Source organism: Gammaproteobacteria bacterium (assembly GCA_013001575.1).
Classification (GTDB): domain Bacteria; phylum Pseudomonadota; class Gammaproteobacteria; order Steroidobacterales; family JABDMI01; genus JABDMI01.
In genome coordinates this window covers 1-14,818 of sequence record JABDMI010000108.1, presented here as the reverse complement: position 1 = coordinate 14,818, position 14,818 = coordinate 1, and the positions used below count along the sequence as shown (strand labels likewise).

Genomic DNA, 14,818 nt, shown 5'->3' with positions numbered 1-14,818 from the left:
CGCATCCAGATTCAGGTGTTCAAATTGTGTAAGTAGCGGCAAAACGCTTGCGCAAGTTCAAGGCCAGACGAATATGCCACAGGCCTTGCACGCACAATGAGATTCCCAGCAATATTCCAAGTAGCCAGGCCGAAACTTGATTCATATTCATGAATATCAGAGTGCATAGAACAAGGTCAATCACGCCGCTGACAAATATCCAGTTCCAGGTCTTGTCGGGTCGCACAATTCCGGCCATGCCAATTTTGCCAATTCCGCTGATCAGCAAAAAGAGTGCAATGATCAGTGTGATGGAGACAGCCCCGATCTTGGGATTAAAGATCAGTAGTACGCCACATAATATGAATATTGCAGAGCTTAACCACGGCCAAAAGTCATGTGAGAATGATCTTGACCACAAGGCGTAGGCTGCGGTGCTAATGCCAATGATAAAAAGCAAAACACCAAAAATTGTGTTGAGTGCATAAGTGACAAATTGCGGAATGGCAATAGCCACCAGTCCCGAGACCACAAATGCAATACCCAGATTAAGTAGCCATCGCCATGGTGGCGATGCAATGCCCGAGTCAACTAAATGCTCGGAAGCAAGCGCTTTATCCAGAATGATGAAATGTGAAAATCGGGATCGCATAATTATATTCCGATAATTGCTGCTAATAATTTACTCTTCGCTAGAATTTAGCGCGGTGTGACGGCGACTGGCAAATTTCTTTTTTCTTTTGGCCAATTGTTTTTCCATGGCTTTAAAAGAATCACGAATGGCAATATTGATGTCAGCGTGATTAAAGCGGTCACCCGGATTGCCGCTAACCGCATAATCTCCACCGGGCACACGCACTTCAAGGTGCACTTGATAACTTTGGTCCTTGCGTTTGTGGGGTTTTTCCAGATAGACATGACAACTGGTAATGTCATGGTAAGCTTTTTCCAGTTTTTTTACTCTTTCTTGAATCATTTTTTCAACGGCCTCGGACCTGTCAATGTTGCTAAAAGTTACTTCTATCGGTACTTGCATTAGTGCTCCATTTTCTAAGGTGAAACAAGTTATCTCTATACTATGCCTATACCTTTCGGACATATTGATCTGGGTCAATGAGTGGCACCGGTTATGCATTACGATAAATCGAAATATCTACAGTTACAGGAGGTCGATATGTCAGGCAAAGCAGATTCCAGACTTTTTCCCAAGCAAAAACGACGTGATCAGCTGCTTGAGGAAATGGTGCACGATCCCTATTTGTCCAGGGCCAAATTAAAGTCTCCAACAGTATGTAAACGCTGTGATGCTGTTTATATCAATGGACGCTGGACCTGGGGCATGACATCGAATGATGCTGCACGGATCCTTTGCCCTGCGTGTCAGCGTACACAGGACAAGGTTCCAGCCGGATTTTTGACAATCCAAAATGATTATTTTGCCAAGCGAAAAAACGAAATAATGAGCTTGATTCGGCATACCGAGGAACATGAGAAGCAAGCCCACCCGATGAAACGCATAATGCATATTGATGATACGAGTGACACTATGCAGATCACCTTCACCGATCCTGGACTGGCGAGAAATATTGGCGATGCCCTGGAAAGTGCCTACGGTGGCAAGTTAGATTACCAATACACAACAGGCGAGTTTATGCTGCGCGTGACACTGGAAAAATAAAGGTGTCGGGCAAGATTATAGAAATCAATTATGCGACGGGTCATGTTGATCCAAATTTTGTAGCGGTGACATTTTGTCGTTCGTTTTGCTCATACTCGGACTGTTAGGACTCTGGATCGGCACCGAATCGAGTGTGCACGGGGCTTTGGCAATCGCTCAACGCTTAGGGATTTCCGAATTCATTGTAGGTGTGACCATTCTCTCGATCGGGAGTGATTTTCCCGAATTTGCAATTGCCGTGGATGGAGCTCTGAATGCAGAAAATACGGCAGAGGTTTCCAATGTCATCATTGGCAGTGCCTTGGGCAGCGCGTTATGCCAAATCAGTTTTGTTCTCGGGGTCGCCGGTCTGTTCAGTTATTTGACCTTGCCTCGCAGGATCACCATACAGCATGGGAGTATTTTGCTGGGCGCCATTATTTTTCTGGCATTATTCGCCTGCGATGGGCACATTTCCCGAACCGAGGGAATAGCGCTGATAATAGTATATGTTGTGTATCTGGTTTTTTTATTCAGCGAGCGCAAAAACTATTCTGCAATCTCGACAGAACAAGTCAAAAACAGTATGCCAAAGTCTTTGGCGTTCCTTGTTGTCGGGCTGGTGTGTTTGTTTGCCAGCGCTAAACTTACCATCGCATCAGTTTTGCAAGTGGCCAATCTACTTGGGGTGGAAAGTTCAATCATTGCAGTCATCGTAGTGGGTCTGGGTACCAGTTTGCCGGAATTCTCTATTTCGCTAGGTGCCGTATTGAAAGGCAAAAGCCGATTGTCTGTCGGCAATCTTATCGGGAGTAATATTTTTGATACCTTGGTTCCTGTCGGAGTAGCTGCGAGTATTCGCGAACTTGATTTTGAGACATCATTTTTAGTGCGTGAATTGCCAATTCTTTTTATGCTGTCGTTACTTGTATTATTCTTTTTTGTGAGAGAAAAGGGTATTCAGAAAAAAGAGGCTGTAGTGATCGTGACGCTTTATGTGACTTATATTTCCTATAACATTATTATTCTTTAGGCTAACACTGAGATATCACTAGTCGTTCTGATACGGATCTGCGCACAAGGCATTATTTTCACTGATTTAGCCTCCCGCCTGCCCGTAGGAGCGGGCCTTTTTCAACCACTTGTCACGTTTTTTATCGCTTTTATTCTCGATCATCCCAATCATGCTGAATTCCACCGGCTTGATGCCACTGAACGCGAGAATATTATGTTCCAGGTTTTTCATGCCATGCGCACCAAAATACCGTTTATACATGATCGCGGGCATACCCATGGTCACGTAGATGTGAGCGGATTTACCCTTAAGCAGCTTTTTCGGCATTTTTTCAGGATCCGAGATATCAAAGCCAAAGTTTGGTCGAAACACTTGTTCCAGAAATCCCTTGAACGAGGCAGGCATGGTGCCTAGCCACAGAGGGAAGAAGATCGCTATATGCTCAGCTTGCCGAATCAGGCTTTGTGCATTGCTGATGTCTTCTGGTGGCGATGTGTTCTCAAATTCATCCTGTGAATGGATCAAGGGAAAATTGAGTTTTGCTACCTCAATGGTCTTTAGCTGATGGCCCGAATCTCGCGCTCCTTGACTGAAGGCATCGGCCAGGGCATGACAGTAATGTCTGGCAAACGGGTCCGGATGCCCCTGGATCACAAGAATATTTTTCATGCGTCATCTCCTTAAACTGTTTCCAATCCCTGGATGTGATCGTGACACAAGGGCTGTATCAGGGCGAATGTTTTATTTGGTCAATTTACTTGCTTCAATACCCGCTCGAATATCTTTATAGGCATTTTTTAGCTCGGCACCAAGTGCTTTGAAACCTTCACCAATATCACCACCGGCTTTTCCGACCGATTTGGCAATAATCGTATTTTTGTCTTTTAAGGTTTGCCATTTGTCCTCGGCCACTTCCCATTTATCACCGATCTCGGCTTTTGCCAAATGCGCTTTCACTTTGAGTTCATCGCGCTCCTGCTTGAGTTTGTCAAACAATTCCTTTAATTCAGCATTAAATTCATGGTACTTGTCGTTTGCTTTATCGCTCATGGATTCGTTCATGTTTCTATCCTCTTTCCAGAGTAATGTTGAGTAAGTTACAGAGCCAGTCTACAAAAACAGTGACTGGGTATATTGATCTAAGTCAATGCTAATAGCCTATTTTTGGGTAAATTGTAAGTAACAAGAAAAACAGCACTGGAGAAGCATATGCACGATTTTATGTACTATTTTGCCAGCACATCGAAGTCTTTCGAGCAGGCTTTAAAAGACCTCACAAAAAACGTCAAGGCGCACGGGTACAGCATATTGCATGTGCATGATTTTGCTGAAATTTTCAAAACAAAACGGGTGGTTTTTGATGCCAAAGACCCTGGATTTCAGGAACTGTGTCAGGTGTTTGAGGTGTGTAATGCCAGTCAGGCTCGTCGGGTGATGGAAAATGACATGCGACTGAATATGGCACTGCCTTGTCGTATTTCGGTGTACACAGAAAACCGCAAGGTTAAGGTTGGCATGCTTTCGCCCCAAAAACTCATCAACCAACTCAGTGATAATGCGGTTGTAAAAGAGATCGCGCGCGAAGTGGACGCCACTTTGCGTCAGGTTATTGACGAGACGGTGCGTTAACTTGTTCAACTGAGTGCGAGTTCACCATGCAAATTACATTTTTGGGAGCAGCCGAAGAAGTCACCGGTTCTTGTTATCTGATCCAGACTTCAGAGGCCACGGTTTTACTGGAGTGCGGGCAAAAACAGGGTAGCCGTGATGAAGAAGAACACAATAAAGACGCGTTTCCATTCGATATACAGCAACTGGATGCCGTAGTTATAAGTCACGCCCATATCGACCATTCGGGTCGCTTGCCTTTATTAGTTAAGCAAGGCTATGCCAAGCCAATCTATACCCACCAGGCAACCCGGGCCTTACTCGAGATCATGCTTCTGGATTCCGGCTATATTCATGAAAAAGATGCGGAATGGGAAAACAAACAACGTCAACGAAAGCTTGAGAACCAGCAGTCAGAATATAAAAAAAATAACCAGCATGTCAGCGCATCCGATCTGGAAGTCGTTGAACCTCTGTACACCAAAGGAGATGCCGAAAATACAATTCCTTTAATTCAAGGAATGAATTACTCGGAGCGAATTGAAGTTGCTAAAAACCTGTTTGTGCAGTTTAACGATGCCGGTCATATTCTCGGGTCTGCGATTGTAGAGATCTGGGACGAAAGCCAAGAACCCGTACGAAAACTGGTGTTTAGTGGCGACCTGGGTTTCAGTGATGCACCCATAATGCAAAACCCGACTTCTATTGCAAAAGCCGACCTGGTCATGCTGGAAAGTACCTATGGGGACCGTCCACACAAGTGTTGCGAAGATACGTTGCAAGAACTTGGACGAATATTCAAACAGGCGCACTCTGAAAGAGGTAATGTTCTGATTCCATCATTTGCCGTCGGTCGCTCACAAGATCTGCTTTTCTTGATGTCGAAATACTTTAAGGAATGGGGATTGGGTCACTGGAACATATTTCTCGACAGTCCGATGGCCATTCGCGCTACACAAGTTTATGCCCGATTTCAGAATTTGTACGACGCCAGACTATTTAATCCGTCAAGTCTGGAACCGGTATTGCCGAATTTAACCATGAGCATGAGCACTGAAGAATCCATGCAGATCAACGCTATCAAGTCGGGCGCAATTGTGATCGCAGGTAGCGGTATGTGCAGTGGTGGGCGAATTCATCATCATTTGAAATACAACATTGCCAAAGCAAATACGCATGTGATCTTTGTGGGCTATCAGGCGATCGGAACCTTGGGCAGAATGATTGTGGATGGGGCAGAAAAGATCAAACTCTGGGGTGAATGGCATCCGGTGCAGGCCAACATACATACGGTCGGTGGTTTATCAGCACATGCCGATCAGGACGGATTGATCGACTGGTATTCCGGTTTTGATCATAAACCCCCGGTTTATCTGGTGCATGGTGAGTCGCGAGCACAACAAGCCTTACAACAGAAATTGCAGGATGTTATGGCAATCGAAGCTCAAATTGCCAAGTATGGCGACACGGTCAGAGTTTGAGATCAGGTATCGATAATGCAAATAGCCATGTTTTCGGTTAAAGCGTATGACAGTCAATTCTTTGAACAGGAAAATGCCTCACATCAGCACACACTGAACTATTTCAATGCCCGCCTGGACCTGAAGACTGCACATCTGGCTAAAAATTGTGACGCGGTGTGTGCGTTTGTGAATGACGTATTGGACAGGCCGGTTTTACAGGTTTTGAAAGACCATGGTATCGGTATCATCGCCTTGCGCTGTGCCGGGTTCAACAATCTGGATCTACAAGCGGCGCGTGATCTGGAAATGCTAGTAGTCAGGGTGCCCGAATATTCGCCCTGGGCGGTGGCCGAGCACGCGCTCAGTTTGATTCAGACACTCAATCGAAAAACCCATCGAGCTTTTAACCGGGTACGAGAAGGAAATTTTTCGCTGGATGGCTTGCTGGGCTTTGATCTGCATGGCAAAACCATTGGTATCATCGGGACTGGCAAGATCGGTTCTATTTTTGCCCGCATCATGCACGGTTTTGGCACACAGGTTATTGCATGTGACCCGGTCCAGCACCCGGATTGCCTGAAGCTGGGTGTCAACTACCTTGAGCTGGATAAAGTGTTGCAACACTCGGACATTATCAGTATGCATTGCCCGCTTAATTCCGAGACCCGTCACCTTGTTGATGCAAACGCGATCGCTAAAATGAAAACCGGAGTGATGCTGATCAATACAGGTCGGGGAGCTTTGGTGGACAGCAAGGCTTTAATCGGTGGTTTGAAATCACAAAAGATAGGTTTTCTGGGTCTGGATGTCTACGAAGAAGAGGCAGAGCTGTTTTTCGAAGACTTGAGTGATCAAGTGATCCAGGACGACGTGTTTATGCGATTAATGACTTTCCCTAATGTTTTGATTACCGGGCACCAGGGGTTTTTTACTGACACCGCTATGCAAAATATTGCTAAAACCACTCTGGATAATCTTGATTTTATTGAGGCAAACGGTCATTGTCGCGATCTTGACGGACAAATTTAAACTGGAAAGGACAATGCCAGGAAGTACACAATTTCAACGAAAACTGCTGGCCTCTGTGATCCTGGTCACATTGATCCTGCTATTTCTTAGCTCCGATGAATTATTTTCCCGGCTGGAAAATCTCTTGGTGGTGAGCGAATCATGGATCACTAAAAACCCTGTGTTTGGCATGTTCTTGTTTGTTTTATTGTCGGCTTTGTCTGCCATGTTGGCGTTTTTTTCCAGTGCTATTTTGGTGCCAATCGGAGTGCATACCTGGGGCTGGGGGGTGTGTTTTATCTTGCTCTGGGCAGGTTGGTGGCTGGGAGGTCTTTTCGCCTATTGCGTGGGTTATTTTGCCGGGAACAGGGTTGTCGATTTTATCGTCGGGGAAGCACGCTTGGAGAAATTTAAATCCCGGATCACAGGCAAAGCCAGATTCTGGCATATCGTATTATTCCAGGCGAGCGTGCCTTCCGAAGTGCCCGGGTATGTGTTGGGAACCTTACGTTTTCGTATCGATTATTATCTGGCGGCACTGGCGCTTACCGAGCTACCCTATGCACTCGGTACGGTATTATTAGGAGAAAGTTTTTTACAAAGAAATTTAAGCACGACGGTGGGAATTATCGCAGCGGCTTTATTGGTAGCGGTAATTGGCTACCATATTTTTAAGCAAAAATTTACGCACGACCAAAGCCTTTCACAACCGGGCAATTCACAGACTGACAATTCACAGTCGAGCGGGGTGCAATAAAATATTTCTTTTACAAAGAATTTACAGCTGTTTATTTTTCTTGATCAAACAGTCGCACACATAACACATCGCAAGGGGCATCGTGCAATACGGCTCGGGTAGTTGACCCTAACAGTGCTTTTAAGCCTTTTTCTCCGTGTGACCCCATCAGGATCAGATCACAAAGATTCTCTGTAGCATAATTTTTTACCACAATGGAGGGTTTGCCAACTTCGATATCCCAATCGACATCGTGTAATTTGTGATATTCGATCATTTCCTTAACATGTTCTTTTTTGGCGTCCATGATATTGTTTTGCACTTCTTCATAATCGATCATATCGGGCACATAGGCTGAAATGCCACCGTAAGTAAAACTCACCGGAGGGACTGCGTGTACCAGGGAAATTTTTGTAGACTTGGTCGAAATACTTCTTGCCCTTTCGATCAGGCGCAGCGTTTCCAGGGTCAGGTCGGAAGCGATCAGAATATTGACGTAATGCGACATGGGGTACTCCTTAAATATAAATCATTATTTTTGTACTTCAAGGTTATCTATTTTTACACCATGAAGTATTGATCCAGATCAAAAGATACGCACACTGACTGATTGGCAATAGCTGGTAAATATATTGATCCAAATCAATATTACCGAGACTGATGTTTTTTAGAATGCTTGGAAAATTTTACCTATAAGACAAATCAACAATCGGGAATTCACATGCAAGAGAATATTTTGCACGATAAATCACCACAAAATTTACATAAAAATACTGTTCCCAATGAATTCTATAATGACAAAGTTGTTATGCAATTTGCTGTCGCAACCACTGTATGGGGCATTGTTGGCATGCTGGTCGGTGTACTGATCGCGGCGCAGCTCTGGATTCCGGCTCTAAATTTCGATACAGCTTGGCTCAGTTATGGCCGTTTACGACCACTACATACGAATGCGGTGATTTTTGCGTTTGGCGGGTCGGCCTTATTCGCTACCGCCTATTACGTGGTGCAACGGACATCGCACGTGCGCTTGTTCTCAGACAAGCTTGCGGCATTCACCTTCTGGGGCTGGCAATTGATCATCGTTCTCGCGGCTATCACACTGCCCTTAGGCATGACCCAAGGCAAAGAATACGCAGAATTGGAATGGCCGATCGATATTCTTATTGCCGTGGTCTGGGTTTCTTTTGCCGTGGTGTTTTTTGGAACCCTGGCCAAGCGCCGGGTTAAGCACATTTATGTGGCCAACTGGTTCTATGGGGCATTTATCATTACTGTGGCCTTGTTGCACATAGTCAATAATCTCTCGATGCCGGTTACCTTGGGTAAATCGTATTCGTTTTATAGTGGCGCCGTCGATGCCCTGGTGCAATGGTGGTATGGGCACAATGCAGTAGGCTTTTTCCTGACCGCCGGATTTCTTGGCATGATGTATTACTTTGTTCCTAAGCAAGCGGGAAGACCGATCTACTCCTATCGCTTGTCGATTGTGCATTTTTGGGCGCTGATCTCGATCTACATGTGGGCAGGCCCGCATCATTTGCATTACACCGCCTTACCCGACTGGTTACAGTCTTTGGGCATGGTGTTTTCACTCATCCTGCTTGCGCCCAGTTGGGGCGGTATGATCAACGGCATCATGACACTCTCGGGAGCCTGGCATAAATTACGTACCGACCCGATCATCAAATTCATGGTTGTGGCCTTGTCTTTCTATGGAATGTCGACCTTTGAAGGTCCTATGATGTCGATCAAAACGGTAAATGCCTTGTCGCATTACACCGACTGGACCATTGGCCATGTGCATTCCGGTGCACTGGGCTGGGTGGCCATGATGACCATTGGGTCAATGTATTGTCTGATCCCTCGATTGGTTGGCAAAAAAGAAATGTTCTCGGTGAAATGGATCGATCTGCATTTCTGGGTCTCGACTATCGGAGTAGTGATCTATATTGCCTCGATGTGGATTGCTGGCGTTATGCAAGGCTTGATGTGGCGAGCGGTGAATAACGACGGCACTCTGACATACACTTTTATTGAAAGCATTATTGCCACCAAGCCCTACTACGCCATGCGTTTATTTGGTGGATTGTTGTTTTTTGCCGGCATGCTGTTGATGGCTGTCAATGTGTATAAAACTGTGCGTAAAGCACCAGCCGTACGGGCCCTGGTGCCAGCACCTATCCCGTCAATGAGCATTTAACCCGAGAGAAGCAATGCAACACGAAACTATAGAAAAAAAACTGAATTTACTCATTGTTTTTATTGCTTTGACGGTCAGCGTTGCTGGGCTGGTCGAAATATTGCCCCTAATATTTCAGAATCAGGTCCGCGTACCGGCTGAAGGCGTTGAGCCATATCCTCCGCTGGAACTGGCTGGTCGCGATGTCTACGTCAGAGAAGGCTGTTATAACTGTCATTCGCAAATGGTGCGGCCATTGCGGAGTGAGCAAAAGCGTTATGGTCCGTATTCAACAGCGGGAGAATCGGTGTATGACCGTCCGTTTCAATGGGGCTCAAAACGCACCGGTCCGGATCTAGCCCGGGTTGGCGGTCGCTACAGTAATGACTGGCACCGGGTGCATTTGGAAAATCCGCGCAATCTTGTTCCCGAGTCGAACATGCCTTCTTACCCCTGGTTGAATGACGCATTGATCGATGCCGAGTTAGTACAAAAGAAAATGTCGCGCTTGCAACTCTTGGGTGATCCGTACAGCGATGAACAAATTGCCCAAGCGCCTGAGCAGTTAATGAATAAAACCGAAATGGATGCTTTGATCGCGTATTTACAAGGTCTGGGCACGGCGCGTACCGGACGTAAACGCTCAAATTGATTAATGATTGAACGGAGAATCTAAATGCAAAACTGGTTATCAAGTGCAATTATTCTGGTTTGTTTATTCGCTGCATTTATTGCTCTGGTAATTTGGGCTTGGAGCAGTAAACGTCGTCCAGATTTTCAAGCAGCCAGTGAAATGCCGCTGCAAGACGATATTGTGCCAGACCTACAAGAGTCTGCAGGAGAGTATCTAGAACCCGAAAAAAATCTGTCTGAGCAGGTAAAGGTAAACAAGTTATGAGCGATCTTCTTTCTAGTCCGTGGCATTGGTTTATATTGATCGTTTCCCTGGTAAATATTTTTGCCTGTTGGTGGTTGTTAAACTGGTCTGCGAAAACCAAGGTGCACAGTGATGACGGTACAACCGGCCATGTATGGGATGAGGATCTACAGGAATTAAACAATCCATTACCCCGGTGGTGGCTGATTTTGTTCCACCTCACGATCGGTTTTGCCTTATTGTATTTATTTCTCTACCCGGGTCTTGGAAATTACAAAGGCTCGCTTAACTGGACCCAGGAATCACAACTGGAAGAGGCCATGCAGGCTTCTTCAGTACGCTCAACCGAGTTACAAGAATTTTGGAAAAGCATGGACATAGAGACCCTGGCCACAAATGCCACGGCCATGCAGACGGGTGAACGACTCTATTCTCACTATTGCGCGATGTGTCATGGTGCAGACGCCAGAGGAGCAACCGGTTATCCGAACCTGACCGACAAGGTCTGGTTGTGGGGTAAAGACCTGAAGTCTATTGAGCATACCATTCGTGAAGGGCGTCAGGCGGCAATGCCTGCCTGGGATTCTCAATTAAATGAACAAGAGCTCAACTCATTGGCAATCTATGTGCAAAGTTTAAGTAATCGTGCGCCCGAGTCGGAGATCACTGCACAAGGTGAAATCCAGTACAAAAAATATTGTATCGCTTGTCATGGGGTTGAAGGCAAAGGTATGCAAGCACTTGGTTCGCCAGATCTGACCAATGACATCTGGTTGTATGGCGGTGATCTGGATGCGATCTCCCACTCGATAAAGTATGGTCGCAACGGCGTTATGCCGCCTCAGCAAGGATTAATGAATGAGTACGAGATCAAATTACTGACAGCTTACATACGTAGCATGCAACTGGAACAAGAGTAATATGACAGACACAGATCTCTCAATATCAGTGATCCGTCGTTTTGTGGTCTTGTGGTCAGCATTTCTGGCTGCCTGTTTCGGGTTTGTGCTGATGTTTGCCTTTATTGATCCCGAGCTGCTTGGGCAAGTGCTAAGCTTTCCGATGAGCTGGAGTAGTCTAACCGGATACGCAGTTGGTTTCTTTTTTCTGTTCATTATTGCTCTGTTGTCATCCGTATTCACGTTGCTGTTATTAAAGAATGCATCCAGCACGAAAGAGTGAATAAAAATGACAGCGAAAAAGTCTGGACACGAGGTATCAATACCGCTTGATCAAGTCGGGGTGAATTTATACCAAAGTGAAGCCAAGGTGTATCCTCGCAGTGTGCAAGGTAATTTCGCTCGTTTGCGCTGGCTTGCAGTATGGATTTTATTAGGTTTGTTTTACCTTTTGCCCTGGCTAAAGATCAAGGGCGAACAAGCGGTATTGTTTGATCTACCTGCACGAAAATTCACTATTTTTGGTATGCATTTATGGCCACAGGACTTTTACCTATTGGCCCTGTTGTTAATTATCTGTGCGCTAGGACTGTTTTTTGTCACGGCACTGGCAGGCCGTATTTGGTGTGGATACGCATGCCCGCAGACTGTCTGGACCGAATTATTCATGTTGGTCGAACGCTGGATCGAAGGTGATCGTGCCAAGCGCATGAAACTGGATGCGGCGCCCTGGACGGCGAATAAGATCGCGCGTAAAACTGGTAAGCAGTCTGCCTGGATTGTAATGGGGCTGTTTACCGGCTTCACGTTTGTGGCCTATTTCACCCCCCTGGAAAAACTCTGGCAAAACCTGTTAAATTTGTCATTGGGGCCTTGGGAAACCTTCTGGATTTTGTTTTACGGCTTTGCAACCTACGGAAATGCCGGATTTCTGCGTGAACAAGTGTGTAAATACATGTGTCCATATGCACGTTTTCAAAGTGCTATGTTCGATCAGGATTCATTGATCGTTGCCTATGATGAAAAACGTGGTGAGCCAAGGGGGTCGAGAAAACGCGGAAGCGATTATCAAGCCAATGGTCTAGGTGCGTGTATTGATTGCACGATGTGTGTGCAAGTGTGTCCGACCGGTATCGATATTCGTGATGGTTTGCAATACGAATGCATCGCCTGTGCGGCTTGCGTGGATGTATGCGATAGCGTGATGGATAAAATGGGTTACGAGCGGGGCTTGATCCGATATACCAGTGAAAATGCACTGGCCGGGAAAAAGTCCAGGATATTCAGGCTACGCACCATTATTTATGGCTTGCTCCTGGGTGCGATATGTACGGCCTGGGTGTTTCTGCTGATCAACCGGCAAGACTTGAACGTGGACCTAGAAAGGGATCGCAATAGCCTGTACCAGGTGCTGGATGATCGCCAGATCGAAAACGTTTATACCTTGCGCCTGGTTAATAAAAGCATGCAAGCAAGGAATATAATCATCAATATCGAGCCGATGGAATATTTCAGTATGAGTCAGTCCAAATTGTACTTGCAGCCCGAAGCTATTTCTCAGGTACCACTTCGGATCAAGGCAAATCAGGACGAATTAACTTCATCAATTCAAACTATTAAATTGATTTTACGAGATGCAGAAACTGGCAATAAGTTACATACGATTGAGAATAAATTTATTTCGCCCGGTAAGTAATTATGCACGATGAATCAATGAATAAATCCCACTTAAACAAGTCCAGGCTGGTTCAAGTGCTGGTTGTTTTATTGTTGCTGTTGCTGTCGATCAGCATTCCAGCGGTGCTTATTACTATTTCAAATCAGTCTGGCGACGAAATTGTGATACTGGATGAAGAACCATTGAATAAGAAACAAGGCTTGCCCGATAAACAAGAAACGGATGACGAGGGCTAATTGTGCAGGTCCAGTCACACCTTCAGGATCATTGCTTTCATTGTGGAGAAATTTTGCCCGAGCAGGATGTCTTATATTTAAGCATGGATTCAGAGCGTCGGGCTATGTGTTGTGCAGGCTGTAAAAGCGTTGCAGAATTTATTGTAAATGCCGGCTTGTCTGACTATTACAAACATCGTAAGGAATTGCCAGACAAAATCGATTCTGCCTCATTAATGCAATCAACTGACTGGCAAGCCTTTGACCGGGCAAATTTTGATTCTCGTATAGGCCCGGATGTTCATGAAGTAATTCTGGATATTGAAGGCTTGCATTGTGTTAGTTGCAGTTGGTTGGTAAAAAATAAACTGGAAAATCAATGTGAGATAAAAGTAATATCGCTTGATCACCAAACGGGTATCGCGGTGATCCAATGGGATAAAAACAAAACGCCTTTGAGTTCGATCTTACACAGTATCAATTCGCTGGGATATTTGCCGCATGTCCTGGACCAGGAAAATGGTGAGCTGCAACAAGAATTAAGTGATCAAAATTCGGAGAACAGCCTGAAAAGACTGGTTGTTGCCGGTCTTGGTATGATGCAGGTCATGATGTTTGCAGTTGCTCTATATACTGGCAATGAACAGAATATGGAAAATGTCTACAGAAGGTTTTTGATCTGGGTCAGCATGTTGGTTTCCTTTCCGGTCCTGTTCTATTCGGGGATGCCGTTTTTACGCCATGCCTGGCAAAGTATACGTTTGCATCGCATGCATATGGACATACCCATTGCCATCGCCATGCTGTCGGCCTTTAGTCTGAGTGTTGTTAACAGTTTTTCGGGAACCGGCGAGGTGTATTTTGACTCGGTTGTGATGTTTGTATTCTTTCTCAGTGTAAGCCGTTATATTCAAGAACAGGTAAGCAGAAAAATGCTCAACAGCCGTCAGGCACTGGCTCGCATGTTGCCGGTATTTGTTGAGATAGAGGAAAATGGCCAGTTACTCAAAAAACCGCTTACCGAAATAAAGCTTGGTGAGAAAATTGCCATCCCGATCGGTGCAGTGATACCCGCGGACGGGGTTATAAATTCAGGTAGAACAGAGATTGATGCGTCCAGTTTAAGTGGCGAATCCAGACCGCTTGTGTGTAAACAGGGCGATGCCGTGTTTGCCGGCATGCGTAACCTCGGTCAACCGATCTCAATAACCACAACAGCAATTACCAAGCACTCGGCACTCAGCGTATTGAGTCAACGTCTGAAACGCGCGAAATTTACATCAGAACAAAACCAGTTATCGCTCACGCGGTATGTGACGGCTTTTATTGCATTTACTTTGCTACTCGCGACATGCGTTTTTATTTACTGGAATTTACACAGAGACTGGCAATACGGCTTCGAGATTGCTTTAGCAGTCTTGGTGGTCAGTTGTCCTTGTGCCTTGTCTATCGCATTGCCCAGTGGCGTTGCCAGTCTGACCCGTTATTTACACAAACAGGG

At 45.6% G+C, this 14,818-nt stretch carries 19 protein-coding genes; 14 read left to right on the top strand and 5 right to left on the bottom strand.

What is annotated here, in order from left to right:
- Window positions 1-19: 19 nt before the first annotated feature.
- Together HKN88_09015 and raiA are read right to left on the bottom strand one after the other, a co-directional pair.
- Window positions 20-631, bottom strand: coding sequence for a hypothetical protein (locus tag HKN88_09015; protein NNC98195.1), 612 nt, complete (start codon window positions 629-631; stop codon window positions 20-22).
- 30 nt (window positions 632-661) lie between these two features.
- On the bottom strand, window positions 662-1,015 hold the full coding sequence (gene raiA, locus HKN88_09010; protein ID NNC98194.1) for a ribosome-associated translation inhibitor RaiA: 354 nt from the start codon (window positions 1,013-1,015) through the stop codon (window positions 662-664).
- A 138-nt stretch (window positions 1,016-1,153) separates the two neighbouring features.
- On the opposite strand from raiA, the gene HKN88_09005 reads away from it, so the two are divergent.
- Both HKN88_09005 and HKN88_09000 read left to right on the top strand, forming a co-directional pair.
- Window positions 1,154-1,657 carry an ATPase gene (locus HKN88_09005; protein ID NNC98193.1) on the top strand — a complete coding sequence of 168 codons (504 nt, stop codon included), beginning with the start codon at window positions 1,154-1,156 and terminating at the stop codon, window positions 1,655-1,657.
- Between the two features lie 73 nt (window positions 1,658-1,730).
- Window positions 1,731-2,669, top strand: coding sequence for a sodium:calcium antiporter (locus tag HKN88_09000; GenBank protein NNC98192.1), 939 nt, complete (start codon window positions 1,731-1,733; stop codon window positions 2,667-2,669).
- A gap of 66 nt (window positions 2,670-2,735) precedes the next feature.
- Here the strand turns inward: HKN88_09000 and HKN88_08995 are convergent, their stop codons facing one another.
- Together HKN88_08995 and HKN88_08990 are read right to left on the bottom strand one after the other, a co-directional pair.
- The gene (locus HKN88_08995; protein NNC98191.1) at window positions 2,736-3,320 is read right to left on the bottom strand and encodes an NAD(P)H-dependent oxidoreductase; all 585 of its coding nucleotides are present in this window, start codon (window positions 3,318-3,320) and stop codon (window positions 2,736-2,738) included.
- Between the two features lie 72 nt (window positions 3,321-3,392).
- Entirely contained in the window at window positions 3,393-3,701 is a 309-nt protein-coding gene (locus HKN88_08990; GenBank protein ID NNC98190.1) for a hypothetical protein, read from the bottom strand.
- A 171-nt stretch (window positions 3,702-3,872) separates the two neighbouring features.
- Here HKN88_08990 and HKN88_08985 point away from each other — a divergent pair, with 171 nt between their 5' ends.
- The 4 genes from HKN88_08985 to HKN88_08970 are packed head-to-tail and all read left to right on the top strand — an operon-like array spanning window position 3,873 to window position 7,487.
- Complete coding sequence (locus HKN88_08985; GenBank protein NNC98189.1) at window positions 3,873-4,280, top strand: DUF302 domain-containing protein; 408 nt, start codon at window positions 3,873-3,875, stop codon at window positions 4,278-4,280.
- 26 nt (window positions 4,281-4,306) lie between these two features.
- A complete protein-coding gene (locus HKN88_08980) occupies window positions 4,307-5,740 on the top strand; it encodes an MBL fold metallo-hydrolase (GenBank protein NNC98188.1) in 1,434 nt (477 codons plus the stop codon).
- Window positions 5,741-5,755: 15 nt separating this feature from the next.
- On the top strand, window positions 5,756-6,751 hold the full coding sequence (locus HKN88_08975) for a 2-hydroxyacid dehydrogenase (protein NNC98187.1): 996 nt from the start codon (window positions 5,756-5,758) through the stop codon (window positions 6,749-6,751).
- Window positions 6,752-6,764: 13 nt separating this feature from the next.
- A complete protein-coding gene (locus HKN88_08970; protein NNC98186.1) occupies window positions 6,765-7,487 on the top strand; it encodes a TVP38/TMEM64 family protein in 723 nt (240 codons plus the stop codon).
- A gap of 31 nt (window positions 7,488-7,518) precedes the next feature.
- Here the strand turns inward: HKN88_08970 and HKN88_08965 are convergent, their stop codons facing one another.
- Entirely contained in the window at window positions 7,519-7,974 is a 456-nt protein-coding gene (locus HKN88_08965) for a universal stress protein (protein ID NNC98185.1), read from the bottom strand.
- Between the two features lie 213 nt (window positions 7,975-8,187).
- Here HKN88_08965 and ccoN point away from each other — a divergent pair, with 213 nt between their 5' ends.
- From ccoN to HKN88_08925, 8 genes are all read left to right on the top strand, one after another.
- Complete coding sequence (gene ccoN / locus HKN88_08960) at window positions 8,188-9,669, top strand: cytochrome-c oxidase, cbb3-type subunit I (GenBank protein NNC98184.1); 1,482 nt, start codon at window positions 8,188-8,190, stop codon at window positions 9,667-9,669.
- A 13-nt stretch (window positions 9,670-9,682) separates the two neighbouring features.
- Window positions 9,683-10,300, top strand: a complete 618-nt coding sequence (gene ccoO / locus HKN88_08955; protein NNC98183.1) for a cytochrome-c oxidase, cbb3-type subunit II — start codon at window positions 9,683-9,685, stop codon at window positions 10,298-10,300.
- Between the two features lie 24 nt (window positions 10,301-10,324).
- The gene (locus HKN88_08950) at window positions 10,325-10,546 is read left to right on the top strand and encodes a cbb3-type cytochrome c oxidase subunit 3 (GenBank protein NNC98182.1); all 222 of its coding nucleotides are present in this window, start codon (window positions 10,325-10,327) and stop codon (window positions 10,544-10,546) included.
- Complete coding sequence (ccoP, locus tag HKN88_08945) at window positions 10,543-11,445, top strand: cytochrome-c oxidase, cbb3-type subunit III (protein ID NNC98181.1); 903 nt, start codon at window positions 10,543-10,545, stop codon at window positions 11,443-11,445. The genes HKN88_08950 and ccoP overlap by 4 nt, the downstream gene beginning before the upstream one ends.
- Window position 11,446: 1 nt before the next feature.
- Complete coding sequence (locus HKN88_08940) at window positions 11,447-11,707, top strand: hypothetical protein (protein NNC98180.1); 261 nt, start codon at window positions 11,447-11,449, stop codon at window positions 11,705-11,707.
- Between the two features lie 6 nt (window positions 11,708-11,713).
- Window positions 11,714-13,120, top strand: coding sequence for a cytochrome c oxidase accessory protein CcoG (ccoG, locus tag HKN88_08935; GenBank protein NNC98179.1), 1,407 nt, complete (start codon window positions 11,714-11,716; stop codon window positions 13,118-13,120).
- A 2-nt stretch (window positions 13,121-13,122) separates the two neighbouring features.
- Window positions 13,123-13,338: a hypothetical protein gene (locus HKN88_08930; GenBank protein NNC98178.1), complete on the top strand. Its 216-nt coding sequence runs from the start codon at window positions 13,123-13,125 to the stop codon at window positions 13,336-13,338.
- Window positions 13,339-13,391: 53 nt separating this feature from the next.
- Window positions 13,392-14,818, top strand: a 1,427-nt coding sequence (locus HKN88_08925; protein ID NNC98177.1) for a heavy metal translocating P-type ATPase, incomplete at its 3' end; no start/stop codon positions are given.

Excerpts from the sequence above, each read along its gene's own strand:
- HKN88_09015 (NNC98195.1), bottom strand. The coding sequence starts at position 631 with ATGCGATCCCGATTTTCACATTTCATCATTCTGGATAAAGCGCTTGCT.
- raiA (NNC98194.1), bottom strand. The coding sequence starts at position 1,015 with ATGCAAGTACCGATAGAAGTAACTTTTAGCAACATTGACAGGTCCGAG.
- HKN88_09005 (NNC98193.1), top strand. The coding sequence starts at position 1,154 with ATGTCAGGCAAAGCAGATTCCAGACTTTTTCCCAAGCAAAAACGACGT.
- HKN88_08995 (NNC98191.1), bottom strand. The coding sequence starts at position 3,320 with ATGAAAAATATTCTTGTGATCCAGGGGCATCCGGACCCGTTTGCCAGA.
- HKN88_08990 (NNC98190.1), bottom strand. The coding sequence starts at position 3,701 with ATGAGCGATAAAGCAAACGACAAGTACCATGAATTTAATGCTGAATTA.
- HKN88_08985 (NNC98189.1), top strand. The coding sequence starts at position 3,873 with ATGTACTATTTTGCCAGCACATCGAAGTCTTTCGAGCAGGCTTTAAAA.
- HKN88_08980 (NNC98188.1), top strand. The coding sequence starts at position 4,307 with ATGCAAATTACATTTTTGGGAGCAGCCGAAGAAGTCACCGGTTCTTGT.
- HKN88_08975 (NNC98187.1), top strand. The coding sequence starts at position 5,756 with ATGCAAATAGCCATGTTTTCGGTTAAAGCGTATGACAGTCAATTCTTT.
- HKN88_08970 (NNC98186.1), top strand. The coding sequence starts at position 6,765 with ATGCCAGGAAGTACACAATTTCAACGAAAACTGCTGGCCTCTGTGATC.
- HKN88_08965 (NNC98185.1), bottom strand. The coding sequence starts at position 7,974 with ATGTCGCATTACGTCAATATTCTGATCGCTTCCGACCTGACCCTGGAA.
- ccoN (NNC98184.1), top strand. The coding sequence starts at position 8,188 with ATGCAAGAGAATATTTTGCACGATAAATCACCACAAAATTTACATAAA.
- ccoO (NNC98183.1), top strand. The coding sequence starts at position 9,683 with ATGCAACACGAAACTATAGAAAAAAAACTGAATTTACTCATTGTTTTT.
- HKN88_08950 (NNC98182.1), top strand. The coding sequence starts at position 10,325 with ATGCAAAACTGGTTATCAAGTGCAATTATTCTGGTTTGTTTATTCGCT.
- ccoP (NNC98181.1), top strand. The coding sequence starts at position 10,543 with ATGAGCGATCTTCTTTCTAGTCCGTGGCATTGGTTTATATTGATCGTT.
- HKN88_08940 (NNC98180.1), top strand. The coding sequence starts at position 11,447 with ATGACAGACACAGATCTCTCAATATCAGTGATCCGTCGTTTTGTGGTC.
- ccoG (NNC98179.1), top strand. The coding sequence starts at position 11,714 with ATGACAGCGAAAAAGTCTGGACACGAGGTATCAATACCGCTTGATCAA.
- HKN88_08930 (NNC98178.1), top strand. The coding sequence starts at position 13,123 with ATGCACGATGAATCAATGAATAAATCCCACTTAAACAAGTCCAGGCTG.